Genomic DNA, 25,558 nt, shown 5'->3' with positions numbered 1-25,558 from the left:
GCTTCACGCCGCTCCGTCTTCCAGAAGCAGCGCCATTTCCACCGAGGTCGGCTGGTCGTAGCCCTCATGAGTGTGACGGGCGATCTCGCGAAAGCCGCAGCTTGCAAAGAGCCGCCGGTTGCCCTCAAGCAGAATGCGGGTCTTCAGGGTCATGCGCGCCAGACCAGCGGCTCGGGCCCGTTCACGTACCTCGACCAGCATCGCCCGGGCGATGCCGCGCCGGCGCCACTGCGGATCGACCGCCACGCGGGAGAGATACATGTCGCCTCCCGTCACGGTCCAGAGGCAGGCGGCGACGATCTCGCATCCAACCGTGACGACCAGCCCGCCATCCCGGGCCAGATGCGCGGCGATGCGCCCGCCGGTCTCCCCCAGCGCCGAGGGCGGCGGCATCACCGCAACGGCTTGCCGCGCGAAGGCCCGGCGTACCAGGTCGGCAATGGCCGGCGCATCGTCGGAAACGGCCAACCGGATCCGCAGTCCGCCTGCCGGCGCCGGCCGCCCGATCGTGTCGGGTTCCATTGCGTCCTGCTCCATGTCTTCCCCCTCCCGCGCCCCAGCTATCCCAGTGGAACCCTGTAGTCCTCGACCCAGCGGCCCAGTTCCAGCAGCTGGATCAACAGGTGCGGCGCGCTCGATCCGCCGGGAAAGGCCCGCGCGCGCATGGCGCCGGAAGGGTCGTCGCCGACGGCGGCGATCAGCCCGTTGAGGCGGCCAGTGTCGAACAGGCCGGCAATCGCCGAGCCCGGATCATTGGCGAGCCGATGGGCCTCGCGCAACAGCGCCCGGTCGTACTCCGGATCCTGCACATGCGGGTAGCCGCCGAAGAACTCATCCGCCGCCTCGCCAGTCAGGGCCACCTTGCAATCGCGGTGCACCTCACGAAACAGAAGATACATGGAGGCATCGAACTGGCCCCAGCCGGGAAGATCGCGCGCCCGGCGCGTGGCGGGGATCACCGCCGGCAGATCGCTGGCGGCGGCGGTCACGCTTTCATGCCGGCAGCCGAGGAACGCGGCCGCCTCCGCCGCGAAGGGCGCATCCACATCCGGGCGCAGCTCGGTCGGCTGGAAATGCGCCGCGTCGCCGCCAAAGCGCAGGCAAAAGGTGGGAAGCGCGGCATCCGGCCGCTGCCGCCGGCGCGCGGCCGAGGCCAGCGCGGCGACGGAGGTGGAATCGATGCCGCCGGAGAGCATGGCGCCGAGCGCCGCGCCCGCGCTCGCGCCCGCCTGCCGGGCAACGCTGTCCTCCAGCAGGCCGCGCACCCGGCCCGCCGTTGCCGCGAAATCATCGCCATGGGGCGCGCTGACCAGCCGCCAATAGCGCCGGGTCGCGGTTCCGGCTTCCGTCACGGTCAGGAGATGGGCGGCAGGCAGCTCATGCAACCCGGCAAGCGGGGTCTCACCGGGAAGCGCCAGACGCGGCTGTAACACCATCGGCAGCCGGTCGAGATCGAGCCGGCGAACGAAGCGCGGATGCGCCATGATGCCCTTGGGCTCGCTGGCGAACAGCAAACCGTCCCGGAACGCATGATAGTAGAGCGGTTTCATGCCGAAACGGTCGCGCCCGAGCAGAAGCTGCCGCCGGCCCGCGTCCCAGATCGCGAAGGCGAACATGCCCTCCAGCCGGCCCACGAAATCGGCGCCCCATTGGCGATAGGCCCGCAGCAGAACTTCCGTTTCGGACCGTCCGGCAAAGCGAATGCCGCGCTGCTCCAGATCCCGCCGCAGCTCTTCGTGATTGTAGAGCGCGCCGGTCTGAACGCCGACGATGGCGGCCTCACCGTCATCGTCCCGCGCGTGCCGGTCGGCACCAATACGCACCGGCTGCGCGTTGCTGCGCCCGCCCCCACCGCAAGGCGGCAATGGCCGAGCCCAGCATAATCGGACAACCAGACGTCCTGCCCGTCTGGCCCCCGATGGGCCAACGTCGCGGTCATGCGGCGCAGGAGCGCTTCCTGCCCGGCCAATCCGCCGCGAAAATCCACCCAGCCCACCAGACCACCCATGACGGCTCCAGCTTTCGCCCGCGCAGCCCCCTTCGCTTGATGACACTTGGGAGGTATGCGCGAGCATAAACAGAATTAACCTATCATTGGTTGCAATTCCCCAGTGACGCAAGGGCAAATTCGCGCAGCCAGCCGGCCCCATCCATGGGCGAGGGTATGGGAATGGTCAGGCGGTCTCCTAGCGGAAGGCAACGGGGGCGAGGCTGCCATCGGCCTTGCGCAGGATCACCGTGGAGAATTCCGGCGTTGCCGAATAGATCACCATGTAACGACCGACGAGATAGGCGTCGCTGTGGATTGCCCAGGGCGCCATGTGGATGCCATGGCCAAAGGGCACCTGGAAGGCTGAGACCCGCTGCACGCCCGCCGCATCCCGCTTGCCGATGATCAGGTAACCGCCCGCGTCCTCCTCCAGCGGCATGTGAAAATGCGGCCGGTCATGCACCTCCAGATAGGCACCACCGCCCTTTTCCGGCTGCAGCAGGTAGCCTTCCGGATAGTCCCGTCCGACCGACGTGATGGTCACCGGCAGATTGTCCGTGGAGACGAAGCGGGTCACCTCCCCCACCTTCAGCAACTGGCAGCCATAGTAAGCCAGGTTTTCCGCCGTCGCCGGGGCGACCGGCACCACCAGTTCCTCCTCGCCCTCCGGCAGGGTGTAGCGGCCGTTGCCGCCAAGGATATTGGCATCGCGAATGGTCAGGTCGACGGCCTCGTTCCAGGTGCCGCGCAGGATGCAATGGGGCGGCTCCGCCGGTTCGGGCAGCGGCTCAGGCTCCTCGCCGTCAGCTTCGGCAAAACCGGAGAGCGTCAATCGATAGGCCCGGCCCGGCTCCACATGGCCGAGGAAATTCTCCGTACGCATATAGGCGCTCTCGCTGTCGCCCTGCCGATTGACCATCAGCACCGGAATGGCCTGAATGAGGTCGTCCGGCAGGTTGCGCGTCATCACCAGGGCATCGATCTCCAGCGGATAGGCGGAAGCGGTCATGGGGATACTCCTTCAGGGAAAAGACGGGCCGGAGGGGCCATGCGCCCCTGCCGGCCATGGCGTCGGCGGGTTACGCAAGGGCCGCGCCGGGCTTGCGGCGGAAGATCGCGATGCCGAAGGCGGCGAACAGGATCGACAACAGCGGGTTCATCCAGTTCAGCAGGGCCCAGGGCGCATAGTCGATGACACTGACACCGAGGGTGCTGGCGAAGAACGCGCCGCCGGTGGTCCAGGGGATCAGCGTGGTGGTCAGGGTCGCCCCCTCTTCCAGCGAACGAGACAACACCGTGCGGTCGATATCCTGGGCGTCATAGGCATCACCGAACAGCTGGCCGCCGAGGATGATGGTCATATAGGCCTCGCCCATGGTCATGTTGCCGACGAGGCAGGAGACGATGGTGGTGGCGACCAGCCCGACGGTGGACCTGACCCGGCGCAGCACCGTGGTGATCAGCACCCGCAGGAAGCCAAACCCATGCAGGATGCCGCCGAGCGCCAGCGCCATCAGCGCCAGTGACAAGGTCCACATCATCGAGGCGATGCCGCCGCGCGACAAAAGGCTGTCCAGCGCCTCCACCCCGGTCGCCCCCTTGCCGCCGCCGTAAAGCGCGTTCAGCACCGCGGTGAAATCCGCCCCTTGCATGAGAACCGCCAGAACCACCGCGACCAATGCCGCCGCCATCATCGCCGGTTCCGCCGCCACCCGCGCGAGGCTCAGGCCGATCATCACCACGAACGGCAGCAGGCACAGGAGGTTGATGACATAGGCGTCATTCAGGGCCGTGGTCAGCTCAAGCAACCGCTCGGCGGGCATCGGATTGGCCGCGTAGCCCTGCCCCAGCACCGTGAAGATCGCCAGCACGATCAGATAGGTCGGGCCGGTGGTGTAGGTCATCGACCGGATATGGGCATAGAGATTGGTCCCGGAGGACATCGCCGCCAGGTTGGTGGTGTCGGAAACCGGGGACATCTTGTCACCGAAACAGGCACCGGAGACGATCATCCCGGCCACCAGCGGCAGTGGGATTTCCATCGCCCCGCCGATGCCGATCAGCACCACGCCGGCGGTCCCGACCGTGCCCCAGCTGGTACCGGTGGCAATGGACATGACCGAACACAGGATCAGCCCGGCCGGCAGGAAGACCGCAGGGGAAATCACCTGCAGACCATAGGAAATCAACGCGCTGACGGAGCCGGCCTGGATCAGCGCGGCAATCAAGACGCCGATCAGGATGAAGATGTAGATCGCGCCGAAGGCACGGCTGATGCCGGCATTCATGGCATCCCGGATCGGCTCGAACCCTCCCCTTTCGAGCATCCAGGCGCTGATACCGGCGATCAGCAGACAGATCAGCATCAGACTGTGCAGGCTCGCCTCCAGCACGAACAGGCCGTAGCCGATCACCACCACGATCGCGCCAAAGGTCACCAGTGCATGTAAAAAGCCAGGCAGCTTGTTCGGTTCGGTCATCTCACCCTCCCTTGAGTTCCGACAGACAAGAGCGGGAGGGGTAGCACGCAGATGAATTAGAAAAAATATTCAATATCTAATAATATGATTATATCTACCTAATGAATTAACAATGACCGACCGGAGCGAGACACCGGATGATCAACATTCCCTCGGTGCGGGCCCTGCGGGTGCTGGAAGCCTGCGCAAGGCTGGAAAGCTTCACCGCCGCCGCCGACGAGCTGTCGGTGAGCCAAAGCGCTGTCAGCCAGCAGATCAAGCTGCTGGAGCAGACCGTCGGCTTCCGATTGTTCGAGCGCAGCGGCCGACGCGTTGCCCTCAGCGATGCCGGACGCCGGCTGCTACAGGCGGTGCGGCACGGCTTCGGGCATATTCAGCAAGCCATCGAGGAAGAAAAGAGCCGGGATGCCGGCACGGATCTGGTGATCGCCGTGCAGCCGGGCTTTTCCGTGCGCTGGCTGCTGCCGCGCCTCAACCGGTTCCGGCAGGCGCACCCCCAGGTTCGGCTGACCGTCAAGTCGGTGATCGACACCACCGATTTCGATCGCAGCTTCGCGCATGTGGGCATCGTCTATTCCGTCCGGCCGGGCGAGGCATTCCTGTTCACCGAGCATCTTTATCCGGTGGCCGCACCGCGCTTCGCCCGCCAGCACGGCTTGCTCGCAAGCCCTGACGAAGCGGAGCTGGGACGGCGCATCGCCACGCTGCCGCTGCTTGGCGAGACCACCGATGAGGGGCAGAACACGGTCGATACCTGGCGGGTCTGGAGCATGGCGAACGGGGTGCAACTCGAATGGAGCGACATCCAGCGCTACTCCCAGTCGAACATTTCGCTGGAGCTGGCACAGCTTGGCCAGGGCATCGCCATGGGCCGCAGCTCGCTGGTGATGGATGCCATCACCGAGGGCAAGCTGGTGCCGTTGATGCCGCCACGCACCGTCAGCCCCTGCGGCTATGCGCTGGTGGTCAATCCGCAGGCCCGCGCCAACGACAGCCTGCCCGCCTTTCGCCGCTGGCTGGCGGAAACCGCCATGGAAATCGGCCATTTCGAGGCGCGGCTCGCGGATTTCCGCCCAACCGACTGAACGATTGAACGGAACAGCGGTGACCGCACGGCAGCGGCTGGCCGCTGCGCGGACAAATGGCGCGAGCAGTTCCGGGCAGCGCTGATTTTTTGAGAGACATCAGGCAAATGAAGGAGAATGGCGCGCCCGAAAGGATTCGAACCTCTGACCCCCAGATTCGTAGTCTGGTGCTCTATCCAGCTGAGCTACGGGCGCGTACCATTTTCATCTGCTTCCAAACTGCTCCGGCCGGGCCGGGTTGGAAGCGGTGGGTGACTTGCGTCCCCAACAGGGCGCTACCTCTACTCCGGTCCCCCGGGGATTGCAAGCGCGGCCATCGAATTTTTTTGAGCCCATCGCACCTTGCCTGTTGATAACCGAACCTCCCGCTACGGCTTGCGCGCATCGCCCTGCTCGCGATCGGGAATGCGGATTTCGAACTGCGCCCCCGGCCCCTCCCCCTCCACAAGGCGGATGCTGCCGCCATGGGCCCGCACCAGCTCCGCGGTGATCGCCAGCCCGAGACCGGTGCCGCCCGATTTGGCCGAGGACTGAAAGGGCTGGAACAGCTTGCCGCGCAGCACCGGGGGAATGCCCGGGCCGGTATCCTTGATGCGAATCTCCACCACATCGCCGGCGCGGGCGGCCTCCACGGTGATCCGGCGCACCACCTCCGGCCCGCCATTCGCCGTCATGGCCTGGGCGGCGTTGCGGCACAGATTCATCAGGATGCGGAAGATCTGCTCCGGGTCGGCATCGATCTCCATGCCGTCCGGCACCCGGTTCTCGAAACTGACCGCATCGCCGGTGGACAGATGCAGCACCTCGCGTACATCCCCCACCACCATGGCGAGCCGCACCAGCCGGCGCTTCAACGGCGCCTCCCGCGCGCTGCCATAGGCCAGCACGGAGCGGGTGTAGGCCACCGCCCGGTCGAGGGTGGCGATGATCTTCGGCGCCAGCCGCTGCACCGTCGGATCGGCCACCTGCTCCAGCCGCTCGGAAAAAAGCTGGGCGGCGGCCAGGAGATTGCGCAGATCGTGGTTGATCTTGGAAACCGCCAGGCCAAGGTCGGCCAGCCGCTTCTGATGCTGCAAGGTGCCGGCGAGGGTGCGCTGCATCTCCGCCAGACGCCGCTCCGCATCGCCCATCTCATCGGCGCGGCCGGAGGGAGCGATCACCCGGGCGACATCCTCCGGCTGCTCCTGAAACCGCGCCATCGACCGGGTCAGGCGCTGCATCGGCCGCACCAGCAGCCAGCGCAGCGACAGGTAGACCAGCGTGGCGGTGATCACCGAAATCACCAAGGACAACGCCAGAATCCGCACGGAAAAGGCCAGCATCGCGTCGCGCAAGAGATCGAGCGGCAGGACGATATCCACACGCCCGCCCAGCCCCATCTGCGCGGGACCGACCACCCGCACCAGCCCGCCGCCGCCGCCCAGAAGGGTGCGGAAGCTCTCGGCAATCGCCCGGGCCGGCGTCATCTGCCCCATGTCGATCAGCCGCCGGACCTCGCCGGGCGCCTCGGACATGGCGATCAGCCGGCGGCGCCCCCCGCCGTCAAGGGCGATGGCCACGGCGCCGGTGGCCCGCAACAACTCCGCCTGCACCTCCGGCGCGACCATGTCGACCTCGACCAGCACGCTGGCGGCGACACCGGCGATGGTCAGCTTGTCGTTCAGCCAAGTGTTGCGGAAATTGGCGACCGAAGGCACGAAGATCAGCACTTCGCTCAGCATCACGAACAGCACGGTGAGCGCAAGCAGCCGCCCCGACAGGCCGCCCCAGCGCCCCCGCCCCCCGGCGGTTTCCGACCGGAGCGGGCCCGCACTGGCGGGCTCCGGGCTTGCGGGCTCCGGATTGGCGGCCTCGGGCGCGGGCGACGGGATGGCCGGACGCGGCGCGCCTGTCGTGTCGTCGGCGTTCAAACTCTGCCGTCCTTCCGCTCGGCTCCGCCGCCGTGCGCCTTACCCGAATCGGGCAAGGAAACGAACGAGACGGCGAAGCCACGGGTTTTCAGGAACACCAGCATAAAGGGAAATCGCCGCGCGGCGAACCGCTTCGGACAAGGAGGGATAGGGAGAGACGAAACTGGCCAGATCCCGGACCTTCAACCCGCTGGAAATGGCCAGCGACAACAGGTTGACGATCTCGCCGGCGGAGGCACCAAGCACGTCCGCTCCGACCAGCCGCCCGCGCGGGCCGACGATCAGCCGGACCTCGCCAAGGGTCCGGCGCTCCGCCTGCGCCCGGTCATTGTCGGAAAACGGCACACTGACCTGCCGCACCCGACCCGCGCCAAAGCGCGCCTCCGCCTCCGCCCGGGACAGCCCCACATGACCGAATTCCGGATCGGTGTAGGTGACCCGGGGCAGGATATCGGGGTTTTGCCGGGCCGGCAGGCGAAACAGCAGCGCGCGAATGACGATCCCGGCGTGATAGCCGGCGACATGGGTGAATTGCAGCCCGCCGGCGACATCGCCAATGGCATAGATCCGGCGGTTCTTGGTCCGAAGGTCGGCGCCAACGGTAATGCCGCCCCGCCCATGGGCAACGCCGGCGGCATCGAGCCCCAGCCCCTTGGTGTTCGGCCGGCGCCCGGTGGCCACCAAGAGATGCGAGCCGCTCACCCAGCGCTCTCCCGCCGCGTCGCTGACACGCACCCGGATGCCGCTCCCGTCCGCTGCCGCAACCTCACCGACCCGCGCGCCCTCCAAGAGCTCCACCCCTTCGGCGCGGATTTGCGCCGCCACCTCAGCCGCCAGCTCCGGATCCTCCTTCGCCAGCGCCGTTTCCGCCTCGATCACCGTGACCCGGGCCCCCAGCCGGCGATGGGCCTGGGCCAGTTCCAGCCCGATCGGCCCGGCGCCGATGACGATCAGGTGTTCCGGGCAGGCGGTCAGGTCGAAGATCGTCTCGTTGGTGAGGCTGGGCACCTGGTCGAGGCCGGGAATCGGCGGCAGCGCCGGCGAGGAGCCGGTGGCAATGACGAAGCGGCGGGCACGGATGCGGGTGTCGCCGGCGACAAGGGTACGCCCGTCGACGAATTGCGCCGTGGCCTTGATCACCGTCACGCCGAGCGATTCGAACCGCTCCGCCGAATCATGCGGGGCAATGGCGGCGATCACCTCGTGAACATGATCGTGCACCCGCTGGAAATCGACCGAGACCCCTTGGGCATGGACGCCGAAGGGAGAACTGGTGCGGGCGTGATGGGCCGCCTTGCCGGCGGCGATCAGCGCCTTGGAGGGCACGCAGCCGTAGTTCAGGCAATCGCCGCCCATCGCTCCCTTTTCCACCAGCACCACTTCGACGCCGAAGGCAGCAGCGGCGGCGGCAACCGAAAGACCGCCGGAGCCGGCGCCGATCACACAAATATCCGGGGTCAGGTTGCGGGACATGGGACAGGCTCCATCTGAGGGCGGGAGGCCTCAAGGGTTGCGCGCGTCATGCGCCGGCACGGCGGCGGGCGCGCCACTTGCGCACGGCGACCGGAACAAGCGCGACCACCCCGAGCGCGGCGAAGGCCAGAATCACCTCCCTGGTCACAAGGGCCGACAACTCGATGGCGCAGGTGCCGGCGGCGGCGCAACCTGGATTGGCCTGTTCCTGCGCCATGATGACACTGTCGAGACCGGCGCCGACGAAGGCATAGGCGAAGGTGCCGGGCAGAATGCCGAGAAAGGTGGCGATGAGATAGGGCTTCAGCCGCATGTCGAACAGCGCCGGCGCGATATTCACCAGCCAGAAGGGGAAGACCGGCGCCAGCCGCAGAAACAGCAGATAGTGGAAGGCATCCTCGCGAAAGCCCTTGGCCAGACGGTTGATGGACGGGCCGGCCTTGGCGGCCAGAGCGGAGCCGAGCGAACTGCGCGCGGCCAGGAAGATCAACATGGCGCCAAGGGTCGCGGACACCGCCGTCAGGCTGCCGGCGACCAGCCAGCCGAACAGGAAGCCGCCGATGATGGTGAGCAGCGAGGCGCCGGGGAAGGACGCGGCGACCGCCACCACATAGATCGCCATGTAGATCAGGGCGGCAAGTGCCATGTTCGCCGATACGAAGTCCGCAAGAACGAAGCGCTCGCGGATCAGATTGGAGAGGGTGAGATGCTCATGCCAACCGAGCAGATAGCCAAGGCCCAGTAGCGCCAGAAGGGTGACAAGCGGCCCCCAGCGGCGCAGGCGCCCGGGCGCGGTGGTTTCCCCTGCCCGAAGACCATTGTCCCCACTTCCATTCGCGCCGCCCGGTGCGCCATCCACCTTCACCGCACCCTCCTCCACTCGGCTTCCCTGAGCATCCACATCCATCGCCTTTTGCTTGCGTGCGCCGGCACCTGTTTACCGGCCCATTTCCCGCAATCTAGGTGAGCAAAACGGGAATGTGGGCAGTTTCACCGGGAATTGATGGCGCGGGTTCCGCCCCTCACCGCCCCGTGACAGCGCTCACGAGGGTCTTTTGCGCAAAACAACCGAAATGCTGCCGCCGCTTCTCGTTGACTTCGCTGCACCGGCCCCGTATAAGCCCCCGAAACCGGGTCGTGCTGATTATTGCGGCGCCCACGGGAGCCGTATGTCCCAAAGACATGCGGTCATCGTCCAGCAAACAATTCGACAATCAGGGCCACGCGCCCTTAGCGCGTGGAGAAGAAGACAATGAAGCGCACTTACCAGCCGAGCCGCCTCGTCCGCAAGCGCCGTCACGGCTTTCGCAGCCGCATGGCAACCAAGAACGGCCGTCAGGTTCTCGCCCGTCGCCGCGCCAAGGGCCGCAAGCGCCTCAGCGCCTGACGCGTCTGGCGCCGGTTGAACGGCGGAGGTTTCTGACCGTGCCCAATCAACCGCCGAGCAAGACCTTACCGACCATGAAGAAGCGCTCCGAGTTCCTGGCCACCGCGAAAGGTGGCCGGAGCCCGCGGCGTGGATTCGTGCTTCAGGCCGCCGAAAGCGGCCGCGAGCCACATGTCGGCTACACCGTGACCAAGAAAACGGGCAACGCGGTGGAGCGGAATCGAATCAAGCGGCGATTGCGCGCCGCCATCCGCGCTGCGAGCGAGAATGCCCGCGCCGGAACGGATTATGTGCTGATCGGCCGGCGCGGAGCCTTGTCGCAGGAGTTCACCTCGCTGGTGAATGACCTTGCCGACTGCCTCGCCAAGCCGCGCCTGACACCCGATCCTTCCCATCGCCATCGTCGCGGCCCGCGGCCGCGCCCGAACAAGGCGAAATCCCCAACCGTCCCGAAAAACCAAGGGTGACCGCCAATCATGGCTGACAACCGTAATACGATCCTGGCTATCGTTCTGTCCCTGATCGTCCTGTTGGGATGGCAATTCTTCATCGCCCAGCCGCAGATCGAGCGGCAGCGCGAAGCCGCCGAGCAGCAGGCCGCCCTGCAGGGCACGACCGGCGAGAGCGCAGTGCCGCAGCCCGGCAGCTCCGCGCCCGCTGCCGGAGGCGCCGCCGCCCCCAGCGCTGGCGGTACGGCAGGCCAGGCGGTCAACCGCGAGGCGGCGCTCACCGCCGCGCCGCGCGTCAAGATCGAAACCCCGCGGGTGTCCGGCTCCATCAACCTGACCGGCGGTCGCATCGACGATCTGCGGCTGAAGGACTACCGCGAGACGGTCGACCCGGACAGCCCAACCATCGTCCTGTTCTCGCCGAAGGGCAGCCCCGCCCCCTATTACGCCGACTTCGGTTTCGCAGCCGATCCGGGCACCGATGTGGCGCTTCCCGATGCGGCGACGGTCTGGCAGGCTCCCGAAGGCGCGGTGCTGACCCCGGACACGCCGCTGGTGCTGAGCTGGGACAATGGCGCCGGCCTGACCTTCAAGCGCACGATCTCGATCGATGAGAACTACATGTTCAAGATCGAGCAGGGCGTCATCAACGGCACCGACGCCGACCTGCAGCTTTACCCCTACGGCTTGATCGCCCGCACCGGCATTCCGCAGACCGCCGGCTTCTACATCCTGCATGAGGGGCTGATCGGCGTCTTCGGCGACAAGGGCCTCAGCGAGATCGACTACGACGATCTGCAGGAAGCCAAGAAGATCCGCCCCGACCAGGTGGAAAACGGCTGGCTCGGCATCACCGACAAGTACTGGGCCGCCGCGCTTGTCCCGACCCAGGGCGAAGCCTTCCAGCCGCAGTTCTCCTATTCGCCGGCGAGCGACAACTTCCAGACCGATTTCCTCGGCGGCGCCCTGAAGGTCGCCCCGGGTGCGGAAGCGACGACCACATCCCACCTGTTTGCCGGTGCGAAGGAAACGGCGACGATCGACGCCTATGAGGAAGACCTCGGCATCGAGCAGTTCGAGCTGCTGATCGACTGGGGCTGGTTCTACTTCCTCACCAAGCCGCTGTTCTTCGCCATCGACTGGCTGTTCCGTCTGGTCGGCAACTTCGGTGTCGCCATCCTGATCGTCACGGTCGCCATCAAGACCGTGTTCTTCCCGCTGGCCAACAAGTCCTACGTCTCCATGAGCAAGATGAAGCTCGTGCAGCCGCAGATGACGGAAATCCGTGATCGCTACAAGGACGACAAGCAGAAGCAGCAGCAAGCGCTGATGGAGCTGTACAAGAAGGAGAAGATCAACCCGCTGGCCGGCTGTCTGCCGGTGCTGGTGCAGATCCCGGTCTTCTTCGCGCTCTACAAGGTGCTGTTCGTCACCATCGAGATGCGGCATGCGCCGTTCTTCGGCTGGATTCAGGACCTTTCCGCACCCGATCCCACGTCGCTGTTCAACCTGTTCGGCCTGATCCCCTGGGATCCGCCGCAGATGCTGATGCTCGGCGTCTGGCCGCTGATCATGGGCATCACCATGTTCGTGCAGATGAAGATGAACCCGGCCCCGCCGGACCCGACCCAGCAGATGATCTTCACCTGGATGCCGGTGCTGTTCACCTTCATGCTGGCCTCTTTCCCCGCCGGACTGGTGATCTACTGGGCCTGGAACAACTTCCTGTCGATCAGCCAGCAGTATGTGATCATGCGCCGGCAGGGGGTGAAGGTGGAGCTCTGGGACAACCTGCGAAACACCTTCTCGCGCAAGAAGGCGACGCCGGAAAAGTCCGACTGATCCAGCACGCCCCTTACCTGTTGCACAAAAGCCTCGCGCCCCGGCGCGGGGCTTTTTTCATGGCTCCGCCGCACGGCTCGGCGCGCAAGGGACTTGCGATACGGGCGCGCCGGCGCCATCTTGACGGCCCCATGACGGATCGAGCCGGAGGAAGGCCGATGATCAGGACAGCCTGAGGGCGCTTTCCCGCCCCTGCCCGCGCCGCCGGAGCCCCTGCCCGGCCCGGCGCGCCGGCCTTCCCCGTTTCGCGGCGCCCGCCCGGCTTTGAAACTGCCCGGCGCGCGGCGTCAGATGTCGTCCGCCCTTCCCGGGCCCGCAGCACGCGCCGGGGACGGACCGTCCAAGCCGTCAGGACCGCACCATGCATGGCCCCAACCCCAACACGCGTTACCCCTTTGCCGGGGAGCCGCACACGGTCTTTCTCAAGGCCGTCGTCTCCCGTCCCTCGATCGAGGTCGGCGACTACACCTACTATCACGACCCCGAGCACGCCGACCGGTTCGAGGAGCGCAACGTGCTCTACCATTTCGATTTCATCGGCGACCGGCTGGTGATCGGCCGCTATTGCGCGCTGGCCACCGGCGTGCGCTTCATCATGAACGGGGCGAACCATGCGATGGGCGGGTTTTCCACCTACCCGTTCAACATCTTCGGCGGAGGCTGGGAGGAGGGATTCGACTTTACCTCCATCAGCGAAGGCCTGCGCGGAGATACCATTGTCGGCAATGACGTCTGGCTGGGCCGCGATGCGCTGGTGATGCCGGGCGTGACCATCGGCGACGGGGCGATCATCGGTGCGGGGAGCACCGTTGCCGCCGATGTGCCGCCCTATGCGGTCGTTGCTGGAAACCCCGCGCGCATTGTGCGATACCGCTTCGACACGGACACGGTCGACACCCTGCTGGCCATCGCCTGGTGGAGTTGGCCGGCTGAAAAGGTCAGCCGTCACCTCGATGCCATTCGCGGGGCGGATCTCGACCGGTTGCGCCAGGCATCCGGCCTGTCGTAGCGTCCAGCCCCTACTTCAGACGCCCCGGCATGGCCCGCACATGCCCTAGCCCTGCCGGGCGCGCAACGGAACGCAGCATGACCGAAACCAGTGAAACCGACCGCCAGAAAGCCGAACAGATCGAGGCCGGACGGCTGTTGTTCCGCCGCCCCTGGGGCTTTGTCACCAGCGTCGCCCAGCTTGAGCAGCTGCCGCCGGACGATCTGGTCGAGGTCGCCTTCGCCGGCCGGTCGAATGTGGGCAAATCGAGCCTCATCAACGCCATCACTGGGGTGAAGGGCCTCGCCCGCACCTCCAACACGCCGGGCCGGACGCAAATGCTGAACTATTTCGGCGCGCCCGAGAGCCCGGTGGCACTGGTCGACATGCCCGGCTATGGCTATGCCCAGGCCCCGAAATCCCTGGTCGATGCCTGGACCGACCTGGTGTTTTCCTACCTGCGCGGCCGCGCCCGGCTGCGCCGGGTGTTCGTGCTGATCGACAGCCGGCATGGCATCAAGGACAACGATACCGAGGTGATGGGCCTGCTGGACCGGGCCGCCGTCAACTACCAGATCGTCCTGACCAAGATCGACAAGATCAAGGTTCCGCAGGCGGCCCGCATGCGTGAGGCAACCCTGGAGAAGATTGCCAAACGCCCCGCGGCTCACCCGTTTGTGATCGAAACCTCTTCGGAAAAGGGGATCGGCATTGCGGAAATCCGCGCCGAGATCAACACAATCGGCACGATGTAGGCCGCTATACTGTCGAATTCATGAATTTTCCTTCAAAAGGAAACCAATTCATACCACCTCCGCAACGAATTCACCGATTCCAGTTGGACGAAATCACCGAATCTCGTCATTTTTAACAGGGCATAAATCTATCCACGTCATGCTCACGGGCAACGAGGAGCGGAAAGGCGTATGCGACAGACTGGAAAAGGATCGGGCGAGCCTGGGGCGACCGGCGTTTTTCCGGAGCATGGACGGGCGGTCGCACGCACCGACCTTGCCGGTTTCGGGCTGGTCGACGACGGTCCGGATGCCGATCTCGATCACATCGTCCGCACCGCCGCCCATCTGACCGCCTGCGAAAAGGCCTTCATCACCTTCGCCCAGGGCGAGGTGCTGCATGTGCTGGCCGCCGTTGGCAGCGACACGGTGCAAACGCCGGCCGCGACTTCGGTCTGCGGCACGGCCTACCGCAACGGCGCACCGCTGATCGTCACCGATCTTCGCACCGATCCGCGCTTTGCCAGGCTCCCCCATGTGGACATGGACAGCGGCCACCGGTTCTACGCCGGCTTTCCGATCCACCTCAACGACGGTCATGCGATCGGCACCCTGTGCGTGATCGACCGGGCCGTGCGACCGCAGGGGCTGACGCCTGACGAGCACGCGCTGCTGGAGTCCCTGACCGCGCTGACCGTGCGGGTGCTGGAAGGCCGCCAGCGGGATGCGCGCTGGCGCGACTATCTCGATATCGCCTCGGACTGGATCTGGGAACAGGACGAGGAGTTCCGCTTCTCCTACATTTCCCGCAGGAGCATCGGCACCGGCATGCCTTCCGGCGAGATGCTGGGCACCACCCGCTGGGAGGGCCCCTCGGCGGAAACGGAAGGTCCCGCCTTCTGGGCACGCCACAAGGCGCTGCTGGAGGCGCATGAACCGTTCCGCGACCTGCGCTATCGCTGGCGCGATGGCGAGACGGAACGGGTCACCATGATCAGCGGCAAACCGGTATTTGCCCAGGACGGCACCTTTCTCGGCTATCGGGGCACCGCCCGCGATGTCACCGAGGAGGAACGGACCCGGCGCGAGGTGGAGCACATGGCCCATCACGACGCGCTCACCGGGGTCGCCAACCGCCCCACCTTCGAGGCACGGATCGCCGACGCCTTCCGCGCCTGGGAAGAAACCGGGGCCACCGCCACCGTGTTTCTGCTCGATATCGACCATTTCAAGCGGGTCAACGACACCTACGGCCATTCCACCGGCGATGACCTTTTGGTCGAGGTGGCCCGGCGCCTGACCGAATGCACCGGGCCGGAGGCGGTGGTCGCCCGGCTTGGTGGCGATGAATTCGCCGTGCTCGACCCGAGCCTGTCGCGCGGCGGGGCGGTGGATGAATATGCGGCCATGCTGCTTCAGGCGATCGCGCGCCCGTTCGAGGCCCAGCACGATGTCATCGAATGCGGCAGCTGTCTCGGCATCGCCGTGCTGCCGGACGACGGCGGCTCGTTCAGCCAGATCATGGGCAACGCGGATCTCGCCCTTTATGAGGCCAAGGCCAGAGGGCGCGGACGGCACATGGCGTTTCAGCCGCGCATGCGGCGTCAGGCCGATTCGCGCAACACCCTGGCGCGGGAGCTGAGCGAGGCGTTTCACGACGGACAATTCGACCTCACCTACCAGCCCATCGTGCGCATCGCCGACCAGCGGATCATCGGCGCGGAGGCCCTCTTGCGCTGGAACCATCCCGAACGCGGCCGGCTGCTGCCCAGTGCCTTTCTGGCGGCGCTCGATTCGGGCCGGCATTCGGTCGACGTGGGATACTGGGTGCTGGAGACCGCCTGTCGGGCCGCCCTGCCCTGGGTCGAGGCCCGCAAACGGGACTTCCGCCTCTCGGTCAACCTGTTCACCGGACAGGTGCGCGACCCCCGACTGGTCAACCGGGTTCAGGCGATCCTCGACAAGACCGGTTTCCGGGGCGCCAATCTGGAGCTGGAAGTCACCGAGGACGTGCTGCTGACGCCGCTCGGTGACCTGCCCGAAGTGCTGAAGGCGCTGAAGCGTCTGGGCATCTCCGTGGCGCTTGACGATTTCGGCACCGGTTTCGGCTCGCTGAACCACCTGCTGCAATTCGCCATCGACCGGATCAAGGTCGACCGGCAGTTCGTGCGCGGCCTCGGCAACAGCATCGATCACAACACGGTGACCCATGCCATCGTCAAGCTGGCGGTGGATCTCGGCCTCAAGGTCACCGCCGAGGGCATCGAGACGGACGAGCAGCAACACTTCCTGTCGCTGGTCGGTTGCGACGACATGCAAGGGTTCCACTTCTCCCGGCCGGTGTCGGCCGAACAGTTTCCTCAGCTGATGGAGAAGACCGACGCCATGATCACGCGGCGGCACACGGGCGGGGCGATGCCCCACGCCAATGCCGGATGACCGGCGAGCATGATTGAGCCATAAGGGAAAACGCGATATAGAGCGCGTCTTGCTCATTTGGAAGGGCCGCGCCCGTTCGTGCCCCCACCCGCCCGTTTCTCCATTTCCGGGATCTAAGACCTCGCCATGACCGAAGCCGCCCCGATCAACCCCGCCCAGGTTATCGCCAAGGCGTTGCCCTACATGCTGCGCTACAACGAGAAAGTCGTGGTGGTGAAGTATGGCGGCCACGCCATGGGCGATGCGGATCTCGGACAGGCCTTTGCCCGCGACATCACCCTGCTGCGCCTTGCCGGCGTCCTGCCGGTGGTGGTGCATGGCGGCGGACCGCAGATTGGCTCCATGCTGGATCGGCTCGGCATCCGCAGCGAGTTCAAGAACGGTCTGCGCGTGACCGACAAGGCCACCGTGGAGGTGGTGGAGATGGTGCTGGCCGGCGCCATCAACAAGGAAGTGGTGCATCTGATCAACACCGCTGGCGGCAAGGCCATCGGCCTGTGCGGCAAGGACGGCAACCTGGTCACCGCGGAAAAGCTGCACCGGACCATCCGCGATCCCAATTCGGCGATCGAAGAGGTGCTCGATCTCGGCTTCGTCGGCGAACCGAGCGCGGTCAACCCGACCGTGCTGCAACTGGTGATGAAGGAAGAGCTGATTCCGGTGGTCGCCCCGGTGGCGCCCGGCCGCGATGGCGAGACCTACAACATCAACGCCGACACCTTTGCGGGGGCCATTGCCGGCTCGCTCGACGCCAAGCGGCTGTTGTTCCTGACCGATGTGCCGGGCGTGCTCGATGCCGACGGCAAGCTGATCAAGGAACTGACCGTCGGCCAGGCCCGCGACCTGATCGCCAATGGCACCATCTCCGGCGGCATGATCCCCAAGGTGGAAACCTGCATCGAGGCGCTGGAGCGGGGCGTCGAAGGGGTCGTGATCCTCAACGGCAAGGTGCCCCATGCGGTGCTGCTGGAGCTGTTCACCGATCAGGGCGCCGGAACCCTGCTGCGCCCATGACCGAGGAGCCCACCCTGCCGCGCGAGGGGCGGCACGCCCATCAGCACGATCTGCGGGCCTTCAAGGGCGTCGAGGCCTGGGTGTTCGACCTGGACAACACGCTCTATCCGGCAACATCGGCCCTGTTCTCGCAGATCGATGAGCGGATTTCCCGGTTCGTCGCCAAGCATCTGGATCTGTCGCCCGATGAGGCGCGGGTCAAGCAGAAGGCCTTCTACAAGAAATACGGCACCACCCTGCGCGGGTTGATGATCGAGTACAAGATGGATCCGGACGCGTTCCTGGCCTATGTGCACGACATCGACTACACGCCGCTGGAGCCCAACCCGGCGCTCGGTGAGGCGATCGGCCGGCTGCCCGGCCGCAAGTACATCTTCACCAACGGCGACCGGCCACATGCGGAACGCACCGCCGCCCGCCTCGGCATCGCCGATCATTTCGACGATATCTTCGACATTGTCGCCGCCGGCCTGATGCCCAAGCCGAACCTTGAAACCTACCGCAAGTTCCTGGCGCGCACCGGCGCGGCGCCAGCGCGCGCGGCGATGTTCGAGGATCTGTCGCGCAATCTGGTGGTGCCGCACCGGCTGGGAATGCGCTCGGTGCTGCTGGTTCCAGATGGCACCCGCGAGGTGTTTCGCGAGGATTGGGAGCTGGAAGGCGCCAATGCCCCGCATGTGGACTTCGTCACCGACGATCTTAAGGGCTTCCTGACCGCCGTCCTCGGCGCCATAAACTCCTGACCTGACCGCTCCTCATCGCGCTGCCGGGCCGGAGCGTATGCCCAAGCCCTCTTCTCATACGCCTTCTTATCGATTGGACGACCGATGTCGCACTGCGCCCTTTGCAATTCCGAAGATGCCACCGCCTATGAGGTCTCTCCCCGGCCGGACACGGTGATGCTGTGCCAGACCTGCCGCACCGGGCTGGAGGAAGGCCCGACGGACGGCCCGCACTGGCAGTGCCTCAACGAGGCGATCTGGAGCACCGAGCCGGCGGTTCAGGTGCTGGCCTATCGCCTGCTCAAGGGCCTGCCCGAGGCGCCCTGGGCGCGGGACGTGCTCGACATCGCCTATCTGGAGCCGGACGTCTTGAGCTGGGCCGAGGCCGGCCTTGCCAATGAGGACGCGGAAGACGCGATCGTGCATGTGGATTGCAACGGCGCGGTGCTCGCCGCCGGCGACACTGTGACCCTGATCAAGGATCTTGCCGTGAAGGGCGCGGGCTTCACCGCCAAGCGCGGCACCGCCGTGCGCAAGATCGCGCTGGTGCCCGACAACGCGGCGCAGATCGAAGGCCGCGTCGAGGGACAGCGCATCGTCATTCTCACGCAATTCGTGAAAAAGGCCTGACGGCCACCGCCTGATCGCGCAACGCGCGCCCCGCCTTGTGCGGGGCGTGCCATGTCCCTAACGGCCCAGCAGCAGAAGAACGATGCCCGAGGCGATCAGCACCGTGCCGAGCGCCTCGCGCGGGCGCACCGTCTCGCGGAACACCAGCCAGGACGCCAGGAAGGTGAACACCAGTTCGATCTGCCCGAGGGCCCGCACATAGGCGACCTTTTCCAGCGTCATCGCCGTGAACCAGCCGGCCGACCCGGCGATGCCAACGAGCCCGACCCAGATCGCCGAGCGCCAGTGGACAACGCTCGCCTTGAGCTGGTCCGGCTCGCGCCAAGCCATCCACCCGACCATCGCCGCGGTCTGGAACAGGGTGACGAAGGCCAGGGTCGCCGCCGCCTGCATCATGAAATTCGGCCCGCCGAGCGACAGTGACGCGGCGCGGTAGCACACGGCGGAAATGCCGAAGAAGGCCGCCGAGGCAAGTCCGATCAGCGCCGGACGGCCGGTCAACGCGCTCAGGAGCGCCGACGGCCCGACCCGAGCCCCGGAGAGGGAAATCAGCACCACGCCGCCAACGCCGATGACGATGGCCACACCCGCGGCCGGGGTGATCGTCTCCCCCAGGAGAACCAGTCCGAAGATCGCCGCCTGCACCGGCTCGGTCTTGGAATAGGCCGTGCCGACCACGAAATTGCTGAAGGAGAAAAGGTGCACCAGCAGGAAGGTGGCAAGGATCTGCGCCACGCCGCCAAGCGCACCGGCGATCAGGAAGGTGCCACTTGCCTCCGGCAGCGCATACCCCAGGCCGAAATGCAGCACCGCCAGATAAAGAAGCGCGAAGGGAAAGCCGTAGCCGAACCGCACGAAGGTGGCGCCGGTGGTGCCGAGCTTGCCCTTCAGGTGCTTTTGCAGGGCCGAGCGCAGGTTCTGGCAGAATGCGGCGAAGATGGTAATCGGAATCCAGAGAGACATGGAGGCTCCGGCAGGCGGGGTGAACGAAAGACGAGCCCACCGGCACGGATGGTGTCGGCGACAGGCAGGCGGGAGTGGAAAAGGAGCCGGCACCACATGGCCGGTCTCGGGTGGGGGCGCCTGTCATAACGCCAATTGGCCCTGCTGTCGCCTCCCGGTTGCTTTCCCCTCGCTTGCCGGCCTTTTCTTTGGCCAACCGCTACTCGCCCTCCCTGTTTTCGTGTCGACATACGCTCCCCGTCAACGCAAGGTGGCGGCCTTGACTTCAATCCGTCCCCCGGCTTAGGTCGCCCGGACCTTTTCTTTCGATCCCTTCTGGAGTTTCCCGCGCATGAACCACGCCAATCTCGACCAGGCGAAGCTGGCTGCCACCATCGACGCCGCCTTCGAGGACCGTGCCTCGATCGACACACATACGACGGGCGAGGTCCGTGACGCGGTGAACGCCGCGCTTACCCTGCTTGATCGCGGTCATGCGCGGGTGGCGGAAAAAGGCGCCGACGGCAATTGGGTGGTCAACCAGTGGCTCAAGAAGGCGGTGCTGTTGTCCTTCCGCCTCAATCCGATGGAAACCATCAGCGGCGCGCCGGGCGATGCCTCCTGGTGGGACAAGGTGCCCTCCAAGTTCGACGGCTGGCGCGGCATCGACTTCGAGGACGCGGGCTTCCGCGCGGTGCCGGGCGCAATCGTCCGCCGCTCGGCGCATATCGCCAAGAACGTCATCCTGATGCCGTCCTTCGTCAACCTTGGCGCTTACGTCGACGAGGGCACCATGGTCGATACCTGGGTGACGGTCGGCTCCTGCGCCCAGATCGGCAAGAACGTGCATCTGTCCGGCGGCGTCGGCATTGGCGGCGTGCTGGAGCCCTTGCAGGCCGGCCCGGTGATCATCGAGGACAACTGCTTCATCGGCGCCCGCTCCGAAGTGGTGGAAGGCTGCATCGTGCGCGAGGGCGCGGTTCTCGGCATGGGTGTCTTCATCGGCCAATCGACCAAGATCGTCGACCGGGCGACCGGCGAGATCTTCTACGGCGAAGTGCCGGCCTATTCGGTGGTGGTCGCCGGCACCATGCCGGGCAAGCCGATGGCCAATGGCGAGCCGGGACCGGGCCTTTACTGCGCGGTGATCGTCAAGCGCGTCGATGAGAAGACCCGCTCCAAGACCTCGATCAACGATCTCCTGCGGGACTGAGCCACCCCGGCGCCGATCTCATCGAAAGGGACTGCGGCGCGCCGGCGCCGCCGCCCGAAAACAAACGGCGCATCTGACGGTGCTTCTGGCGGCGCGGCTTGATTGTCGCGCCGCCATTGCCTACTTCCCCCTCATCTCCTTGACCGCGCCGACACAAAGGCCTCCATGTCCGCTCCCCAACCCCACCCCGGTCCCCACGGACCGCTCTGGCTGTTCTTCAACCCGATCGGCCGGATCTCGCGCGAGCCCTATTGGCTGGCCTTCGGACTGGTGTGGGCCCTGTTCGCCATTCCCCTCAGCATCTGGCTTCAGACCCTCGATTTCGACGCCGGCGTGACCCAGGTCGACCTGGCCGATTTCGTCGATTCCAACCCGCTGATGCCGTTCATGCTGCTGGCCCTGCAGTGGGTCGAACTGGCGCTGGTGATCAAGCGGTTGCAGGACAGGGGACTGACCGGCTTCCTGGCAATCTTGGTGTTCGTGCCACTGTTCAACATCCTGTTCATCATCGCCCTTGGCTTCCTGCCCGGCACGCCGGGGCCGAACGCCTATGGCCCCGGCCCGAACAGCCGCTGGCAACGGCCGACGTAACCCGTCCGCGCCTGCCCTTTCCTCCTCCCGTTCCGCAAGGACCGCCGATGACCGCCTCTTCCCTGTCGCCCGCCGCAGCGCTTGCCCGCGATCTGTTGCGCTGCCCCTCCGTCACCCCGGCGGAAGGCGGCGCCCTGACGCTGTTGCAGGAGCGGCTGGAGGCCGCCGGCTTCACCGTCTCGCGGGTGGTGTTTTCCGAGCCCGGAACGCCGGATATCGACAATCTGTTCGCCACCATCGGCAGCGGCGCACCGCATTTCGTCTTCGCCGGCCATACGGATGTGGTGCCGGCCGGCGACAGTGCCGCCTGGCGGCACGATCCCTTCGCCGGAACGGTTGACGACGGCATTCTTTACGGGCGCGGCGCCGTCGACATGAAGGGGGGCATCGCCGCCTTCGCCGCCGCGGCCATCGACTTCCTCGCCAGCCAAGGCGGCGATCTGCCGGGCACGGTCTCGCTGCTGATCACCGGCGATGAGGAAGGTCCGGCGATCAACGGCACGGTCAAGCTGCTCGACTGGGCACGGGCCGAAGGGCACCGGTTCGACGCCTGCATCGTCGGCGAACCGACCAATCCGAACGCGCTCGGCGATGCCATCAAGGTCGGCCGGCGCGGCTCGCTCTCCGGCACGGTGACGGTAACCGGGGTGCAGGGGCACGTGGCCTATCCGCACCTGGCCAAGAACCCGGTGCCCGATCTGATGGCGCTGGTCGGCGCGCTGACCGGGCTGTCGCTCGATGCCGGCAACGAGCGCTTCCAGCCGTCCAATCTGGAAATCACCTCGGTGGATGTGGGCAACACCGCCTTCAACGTCATCCCCCGCCAGGCAGAAGCCCGGTTCAACATCCGCTTCAACGACCAGTGGACGCTGGACAGTTTGCGCGCGCGCATCGAGGCGGCGCTTGAGGGGGTGCCGGGCCTTTCCTGCGACTGGTCGCTCACCTTCAAGAGCGATGCCAGCGAGAGTTTCCTCACCCATGACGCGGCGCTGATCGACACGCTCGCCGATGCGGTCGAGGCGGAAACCGGCAAGCGCCCGGAGCTCTCCACCGGCGGCGGCACCTCCGATGCCCGGTTCATCAAGAACCATTGCCCGGTGGTGGAGTTCGGCCTTGTCGGCCAGACCATGCATCAGGTGGACGAGCGGGTGCCGCTCGATGAACTCGACCGGCTGGCGGCGATCTACCGCCGCTTCCTCGAGACCTATTTCCCGGCGGGCTGAGCGCCCGCACCGACCCATCCGCAAGACGCTGCCGAAGACACGCCACTGGTCGAACCGGCCGGCAGGTGCCATTCTTCCTCCAAACGAGAAAAAACTCGGAGGAGAACGAATGGCCGTCAGTGACAGCAACACCCCCAGAGACCCGGGCGGCGGACAGACGCCCGCCTCTTCTTCCCCCTCGCCGGCACCGTCCCGGCGCCCCGACCCAACCCGGGTCAACAGGATCACCTTCAACGAGATCGTCGATGCGCTCGGGCTCGGCATGCGCGACTTTCGCCGCGCACCGGTCTATGGGCTGTTCTTCGGCGGGGTCTATGCCCTTGGCGGCATCATCGTGCTTCTGAGCGCCTCGGCGCTGAACATGAGCTACCTCAGCTATCCGCTGGCGGTCGGCTTCGGCCTGATCGGCCCGTTCGTCGCCGTCGGGCTCTACGAGGTGAGCCGGCGCCTTGAGACGGGGCAACGGCTCGACTGGTCCGGTGTCCTTGGCGTGATCTGGGAGCAGCGCCGCCGGGAGCTGGCCTGGATGGCCTTCGTGGTGCTGTTCGTGCAGATCATGTGGATGTATCAGGTGCGCCTGCTGCTGGCGCTGTTCCTCGGCTTCCAGTCCTTCGCCAGCTTCCCCGCCTTCCTTGAGGTGGTGGTGACCACGCCGGAGGGGCTGATGTTCCTGCTGGTCGGCAACGTGATCGGCGCGGCGCTGTCCGTGGTGCTGTTCTCGCTGACGGTGGTGTCCTTCCCGATGCTGCTCGACCGGGAGGTGGATTTCATCACCGCGATGATCACCAGCGTGCGCTCGGTGGTGACGAGCCCGGTACCGATGATCGGCTGGGCGCTGATCATCACCGTGACGCTGCTGATTTCGATGCTGCCGTTCTTCGTCGGGCTGGTGGTGACCCTGCCGATCCTTGGCCATGCCACCTGGCATCTCTACCGCCGGCTGGTGCCGGCCGACACGGCGGAAGCGGGGCCGCGTTCAGGCAGGGCGGCTCACTCAGATGCCGCCCCGTCCGGCGCCGACTGAGCGAGATAGGCCGCGCGCGCCGCGCGGTCTTCCTCGGCGGAGCGATAGTCGACGGCGGTGAGATAGAGCCCGTCCGCCGGCGCCACCGGACCGCAGGCGCGCCGGTCGCGCGCCGCCAGCGCCTTTGTCACATCCGCCGGGCTCCAGCGTCCCTCGCCGACGAGACGCAGGGTGCCGACCATCGAGCGCACCTGATTGTGCAGGAAGGAGCGGGAGCTGCATTCGGCGATCACCAGATCGCCCTCGCGGTAGACGCGGAACGCCTCCAGCGTCTTCACCGGGCTCTTTGCCTGGCAGCGCGAGTGGCGGAAGGTGGTGAAGTCGTGGTGGCCGACGAAGGCCTGTGCCGCTTCGTGCATCGCCTCGGCATCGAGTGGGTTCTTCACGTGCCAGGCGAGCCCCAGTTCATGGGTGAGCGGCGGCACGCGGTTGACGATGCGATAGCGATAGTGACGGCGGATCGCCGAGAAGCGGGCATCGAACCCCTCCTCCATGCGCTCGCAAGACAAAATCGCCACCGGATCCGGCTGGCAATGGAAGTTCAGCGCGCCCAGCGCCTTTTCCGCCGGCCAGTCGCGGGCAAGATCCATATGGGCGACCTGGCCAAGGGCATGCACGCCGGAATCGGTCCGCCCGGCGCCGCCGATGGTCACCGTCTCGCCGCAGAAGCGGAAGATGGCGCGTTCGATCACCGCTTGCACCGACGGGCCATTGTCCTGGCGCTGCCAGCCCACGAAGGGGCGGCCGTCATATTCCACCGTCAGCTTGTAGCGGGGCATGGTCTGAACGCTCGCAGGATCGCTATTCGAAGGCCTCGAAGGGCGTGGCGAAGGTCACCTCGACCGGCAGCCCGTCGCGGGCGGCGGGCGTCAGCGCCAGCGCCTGGAAGGCATCACCGGCATAAGGGGCGCTGACCTTACGCGCCAGCACCGGATCGAAGCCGAAACGGGGGTAGTAGGCGGGTGGCCCGAGCACCAGCACCAGATCCTCGCCAGCGGCGCGCAGATCGTCGAGCGCGGCGCGGATCAGGGCACTGCCGATGCCCTGCTTCTGCAGGTTCGGCCAGACCGAGACCGGGGCGAGACAGGAAATCTCCAGCCTGTGCCCCTGGCCAGCGCCGGTCACCCGGGAAAACGCCACATGGCCGACGATCTGTCCGGAGGGATCGCAGGCGACCCGCTCCAGCACCAGCGCACCGCAGGCGCGCAGCTCGCGCACCAGATGCGCCTCATCGGGCTGACCGAAGGCCGCGGCGATCAGTTCGGCGATATCCCCTTCGTCCGCCGGCAGGACGGCACGAATGGAAAGAGGCGTCGCGGTCCCGGTCATGAAGGTCTTGTCCGTTGTTATTGGCTCTGTGGCTGAGACGCTGGGTAGCAAAGGAACACCGCGCCGTCGATGCAAAACTGTCGCGCCGATTTA

24 protein-coding genes, 1 tRNA gene and 1 pseudogene are annotated in these 25,558 nt (G+C 66.3%); 14 read left to right on the top strand and 12 right to left on the bottom strand.

The window, feature by feature from the left end; all coding sequences use genetic code 11:
- Positions 1-3 precede the first annotated feature (3 nt).
- From IEV83_RS08680 to nhaC, 5 genes and pseudogenes are all read right to left on the bottom strand, one after another.
- On the bottom strand, positions 4-537 hold the full coding sequence (locus tag IEV83_RS08680; RefSeq protein ID WP_181760932.1) for a GNAT family N-acetyltransferase: 534 nt from the start codon (positions 535-537) through the stop codon (positions 4-6).
- 23 nt (positions 538-560) lie between these two features.
- Positions 561-1,823, bottom strand: coding sequence for an asparagine synthetase B family protein (locus tag IEV83_RS08675; protein WP_209003053.1), 1,263 nt, complete (start codon positions 1,821-1,823; stop codon positions 561-563).
- 38 nt (positions 1,824-1,861) lie between these two features.
- Positions 1,862-2,008 (bottom strand): annotated as a pseudogene (locus IEV83_RS20460) (hypothetical protein); the annotation flags it as partial.
- Between the two features lie 178 nt (positions 2,009-2,186).
- Positions 2,187-2,999 carry a hypothetical protein gene (locus tag IEV83_RS08670; RefSeq protein ID WP_181760933.1) on the bottom strand — a complete coding sequence of 271 codons (813 nt, stop codon included), beginning with the start codon at positions 2,997-2,999 and terminating at the stop codon, positions 2,187-2,189.
- A gap of 70 nt (positions 3,000-3,069) precedes the next feature.
- A complete protein-coding gene (nhaC, locus tag IEV83_RS08665; protein WP_181760934.1) occupies positions 3,070-4,470 on the bottom strand; it encodes a Na+/H+ antiporter NhaC in 1,401 nt (466 codons plus the stop codon).
- Between the two features lie 137 nt (positions 4,471-4,607).
- On the opposite strand from nhaC, the gene IEV83_RS08660 reads away from it, so the two are divergent.
- Positions 4,608-5,555: a LysR family transcriptional regulator gene (locus IEV83_RS08660; protein ID WP_181760935.1), complete on the top strand. Its 948-nt coding sequence runs from the start codon at positions 4,608-4,610 to the stop codon at positions 5,553-5,555.
- A gap of 118 nt (positions 5,556-5,673) precedes the next feature.
- On the opposite strand, the gene IEV83_RS08655 is transcribed toward IEV83_RS08660, so the two are convergent.
- The 4 genes from IEV83_RS08655 to IEV83_RS08640 form a co-directional block, all read right to left on the bottom strand.
- Positions 5,674-5,750, bottom strand: a tRNA-Arg gene (locus IEV83_RS08655).
- A gap of 173 nt (positions 5,751-5,923) precedes the next feature.
- On the bottom strand, positions 5,924-7,465 hold the full coding sequence (locus tag IEV83_RS08650) for an ATP-binding protein (RefSeq protein ID WP_244628117.1): 1,542 nt from the start codon (positions 7,463-7,465) through the stop codon (positions 5,924-5,926).
- A gap of 39 nt (positions 7,466-7,504) precedes the next feature.
- On the bottom strand, positions 7,505-8,938 hold the full coding sequence (locus IEV83_RS08645; RefSeq protein WP_181760936.1) for a dihydrolipoyl dehydrogenase family protein: 1,434 nt from the start codon (positions 8,936-8,938) through the stop codon (positions 7,505-7,507).
- A gap of 46 nt (positions 8,939-8,984) precedes the next feature.
- The gene (locus tag IEV83_RS08640) at positions 8,985-9,845 is read right to left on the bottom strand and encodes a TVP38/TMEM64 family protein (protein ID WP_181760937.1); all 861 of its coding nucleotides are present in this window, start codon (positions 9,843-9,845) and stop codon (positions 8,985-8,987) included.
- A 345-nt stretch (positions 9,846-10,190) separates the two neighbouring features.
- Here IEV83_RS08640 and rpmH point away from each other — a divergent pair, with 345 nt between their 5' ends.
- The 9 genes from rpmH (at position 10,191) to IEV83_RS08595 (ending at position 19,143) form a co-directional block, all read left to right on the top strand.
- Positions 10,191-10,325 (top strand): 50S ribosomal protein L34, encoded by a 135-nt coding sequence (rpmH, locus tag IEV83_RS08635; protein ID WP_067220180.1) that lies wholly within the window; start codon positions 10,191-10,193, stop codon positions 10,323-10,325.
- A 74-nt stretch (positions 10,326-10,399) separates the two neighbouring features.
- Positions 10,400-10,792 (top strand): ribonuclease P protein component, encoded by a 393-nt coding sequence (gene rnpA, locus IEV83_RS08630; RefSeq protein WP_181761034.1) that lies wholly within the window; start codon positions 10,400-10,402, stop codon positions 10,790-10,792.
- 9 nt (positions 10,793-10,801) lie between these two features.
- A complete protein-coding gene (gene yidC / locus IEV83_RS08625; RefSeq protein WP_181760938.1) occupies positions 10,802-12,616 on the top strand; it encodes a membrane protein insertase YidC in 1,815 nt (604 codons plus the stop codon).
- Between the two features lie 361 nt (positions 12,617-12,977).
- On the top strand, positions 12,978-13,625 hold the full coding sequence (locus IEV83_RS08620) for a CatB-related O-acetyltransferase (protein WP_181760939.1): 648 nt from the start codon (positions 12,978-12,980) through the stop codon (positions 13,623-13,625).
- Between the two features lie 77 nt (positions 13,626-13,702).
- Positions 13,703-14,359 carry a ribosome biogenesis GTP-binding protein YihA/YsxC gene (gene yihA / locus IEV83_RS08615; protein WP_181760940.1) on the top strand — a complete coding sequence of 219 codons (657 nt, stop codon included), beginning with the start codon at positions 13,703-13,705 and terminating at the stop codon, positions 14,357-14,359.
- A gap of 171 nt (positions 14,360-14,530) precedes the next feature.
- On the top strand, positions 14,531-16,777 hold the full coding sequence (locus IEV83_RS08610; RefSeq protein WP_181760941.1) for a putative bifunctional diguanylate cyclase/phosphodiesterase: 2,247 nt from the start codon (positions 14,531-14,533) through the stop codon (positions 16,775-16,777).
- A 126-nt stretch (positions 16,778-16,903) separates the two neighbouring features.
- A complete protein-coding gene (gene argB, locus IEV83_RS08605) occupies positions 16,904-17,791 on the top strand; it encodes an acetylglutamate kinase (RefSeq protein WP_209003052.1) in 888 nt (295 codons plus the stop codon).
- A complete protein-coding gene (locus IEV83_RS08600) occupies positions 17,788-18,534 on the top strand; it encodes a pyrimidine 5'-nucleotidase (protein WP_181760942.1) in 747 nt (248 codons plus the stop codon). Before argB ends, IEV83_RS08600 begins: the two co-directional genes overlap by 4 nt.
- Positions 18,535-18,618: 84 nt before the next feature.
- Positions 18,619-19,143 (top strand): PhnA domain-containing protein, encoded by a 525-nt coding sequence (locus IEV83_RS08595; protein ID WP_181760943.1) that lies wholly within the window; start codon positions 18,619-18,621, stop codon positions 19,141-19,143.
- 57 nt (positions 19,144-19,200) lie between these two features.
- On the opposite strand, the gene IEV83_RS08590 is transcribed toward IEV83_RS08595, so the two are convergent.
- Positions 19,201-20,106, bottom strand: a complete 906-nt coding sequence (locus IEV83_RS08590; RefSeq protein WP_181760944.1) for a DMT family transporter — start codon at positions 20,104-20,106, stop codon at positions 19,201-19,203.
- 331 nt (positions 20,107-20,437) lie between these two features.
- On the opposite strand from IEV83_RS08590, the gene dapD reads away from it, so the two are divergent.
- From dapD to IEV83_RS08570, 4 genes are all read left to right on the top strand, one after another.
- Positions 20,438-21,298: a 2,3,4,5-tetrahydropyridine-2,6-dicarboxylate N-succinyltransferase gene (gene dapD / locus IEV83_RS08585; protein ID WP_181760945.1), complete on the top strand. Its 861-nt coding sequence runs from the start codon at positions 20,438-20,440 to the stop codon at positions 21,296-21,298.
- A gap of 165 nt (positions 21,299-21,463) precedes the next feature.
- Positions 21,464-21,889: a DUF805 domain-containing protein gene (locus IEV83_RS08580; RefSeq protein WP_181760946.1), complete on the top strand. Its 426-nt coding sequence runs from the start codon at positions 21,464-21,466 to the stop codon at positions 21,887-21,889.
- Positions 21,890-21,936: 47 nt separating this feature from the next.
- Complete coding sequence (gene dapE / locus IEV83_RS08575; protein WP_181760947.1) at positions 21,937-23,112, top strand: succinyl-diaminopimelate desuccinylase; 1,176 nt, start codon at positions 21,937-21,939, stop codon at positions 23,110-23,112.
- Positions 23,113-23,221: 109 nt separating this feature from the next.
- Positions 23,222-24,136 carry a DUF2189 domain-containing protein gene (locus IEV83_RS08570; RefSeq protein WP_181760948.1) on the top strand — a complete coding sequence of 305 codons (915 nt, stop codon included), beginning with the start codon at positions 23,222-23,224 and terminating at the stop codon, positions 24,134-24,136.
- On the opposite strand, the gene truA is transcribed toward IEV83_RS08570, so the two are convergent.
- Positions 24,103-24,915, bottom strand: a complete 813-nt coding sequence (gene truA, locus IEV83_RS08565; protein ID WP_181760949.1) for a tRNA pseudouridine(38-40) synthase TruA — start codon at positions 24,913-24,915, stop codon at positions 24,103-24,105. The two genes, IEV83_RS08570 and truA, sit on opposite strands and share 34 nt — an antisense overlap.
- A gap of 22 nt (positions 24,916-24,937) precedes the next feature.
- Entirely contained in the window at positions 24,938-25,465 is a 528-nt protein-coding gene (locus IEV83_RS08560; RefSeq protein WP_181760950.1) for a GNAT family N-acetyltransferase, read from the bottom strand.
- Positions 25,466-25,558: the final 93 nt, after the last annotated feature.

Origin of the sequence: Stappia taiwanensis (assembly GCF_014635285.1) — a bacterium.
GTDB lineage: Bacteria > Pseudomonadota > Alphaproteobacteria > Rhizobiales > Stappiaceae > Stappia > Stappia taiwanensis.
This window is presented reverse-complemented; position numbering and strand designations above follow the sequence as displayed.

What these genes read in the sequence shown, in the direction of transcription:
- IEV83_RS08580 (WP_181760946.1), top strand. Translation starts at nt 21,464, where the DNA reads ATGTCCGCTCCCCAACCCCACCCCGGTCCCCACGGACCGCTCTGGCTG.
- IEV83_RS08590 (WP_181760944.1), bottom strand. Translation starts at nt 20,106, where the DNA reads ATGTCTCTCTGGATTCCGATTACCATCTTCGCCGCATTCTGCCAGAAC.
- argB (WP_209003052.1), top strand. Translation starts at nt 16,904, where the DNA reads ATGACCGAAGCCGCCCCGATCAACCCCGCCCAGGTTATCGCCAAGGCG.
- dapD (WP_181760945.1), top strand. Translation starts at nt 20,438, where the DNA reads ATGAACCACGCCAATCTCGACCAGGCGAAGCTGGCTGCCACCATCGAC.
- rpmH (WP_067220180.1), top strand. Translation starts at nt 10,191, where the DNA reads ATGAAGCGCACTTACCAGCCGAGCCGCCTCGTCCGCAAGCGCCGTCAC.
- IEV83_RS08570 (WP_181760948.1), top strand. Translation starts at nt 23,222, where the DNA reads ATGGCCGTCAGTGACAGCAACACCCCCAGAGACCCGGGCGGCGGACAG.
- IEV83_RS08660 (WP_181760935.1), top strand. Translation starts at nt 4,608, where the DNA reads ATGATCAACATTCCCTCGGTGCGGGCCCTGCGGGTGCTGGAAGCCTGC.
- IEV83_RS08620 (WP_181760939.1), top strand. Translation starts at nt 12,978, where the DNA reads ATGCATGGCCCCAACCCCAACACGCGTTACCCCTTTGCCGGGGAGCCG.
- IEV83_RS08640 (WP_181760937.1), bottom strand. Translation starts at nt 9,845, where the DNA reads ATGGATGTGGATGCTCAGGGAAGCCGAGTGGAGGAGGGTGCGGTGAAG.
- IEV83_RS08645 (WP_181760936.1), bottom strand. Translation starts at nt 8,938, where the DNA reads ATGTCCCGCAACCTGACCCCGGATATTTGTGTGATCGGCGCCGGCTCC.
- IEV83_RS08670 (WP_181760933.1), bottom strand. Translation starts at nt 2,999, where the DNA reads ATGACCGCTTCCGCCTATCCGCTGGAGATCGATGCCCTGGTGATGACG.
- truA (WP_181760949.1), bottom strand. Translation starts at nt 24,915, where the DNA reads ATGCCCCGCTACAAGCTGACGGTGGAATATGACGGCCGCCCCTTCGTG.
- IEV83_RS08680 (WP_181760932.1), bottom strand. Translation starts at nt 537, where the DNA reads ATGGAGCAGGACGCAATGGAACCCGACACGATCGGGCGGCCGGCGCCG.
- IEV83_RS08610 (WP_181760941.1), top strand. Translation starts at nt 14,531, where the DNA reads ATGCGACAGACTGGAAAAGGATCGGGCGAGCCTGGGGCGACCGGCGTT.
- IEV83_RS08560 (WP_181760950.1), bottom strand. Translation starts at nt 25,465, where the DNA reads ATGACCGGGACCGCGACGCCTCTTTCCATTCGTGCCGTCCTGCCGGCG.
- nhaC (WP_181760934.1), bottom strand. Translation starts at nt 4,470, where the DNA reads ATGACCGAACCGAACAAGCTGCCTGGCTTTTTACATGCACTGGTGACC.
- IEV83_RS08600 (WP_181760942.1), top strand. Translation starts at nt 17,788, where the DNA reads ATGACCGAGGAGCCCACCCTGCCGCGCGAGGGGCGGCACGCCCATCAG.
- IEV83_RS08595 (WP_181760943.1), top strand. Translation starts at nt 18,619, where the DNA reads ATGTCGCACTGCGCCCTTTGCAATTCCGAAGATGCCACCGCCTATGAG.
- yihA (WP_181760940.1), top strand. Translation starts at nt 13,703, where the DNA reads ATGACCGAAACCAGTGAAACCGACCGCCAGAAAGCCGAACAGATCGAG.
- dapE (WP_181760947.1), top strand. Translation starts at nt 21,937, where the DNA reads ATGACCGCCTCTTCCCTGTCGCCCGCCGCAGCGCTTGCCCGCGATCTG.
- yidC (WP_181760938.1), top strand. Translation starts at nt 10,802, where the DNA reads ATGGCTGACAACCGTAATACGATCCTGGCTATCGTTCTGTCCCTGATC.
- rnpA (WP_181761034.1), top strand. Translation starts at nt 10,400, where the DNA reads ATGAAGAAGCGCTCCGAGTTCCTGGCCACCGCGAAAGGTGGCCGGAGC.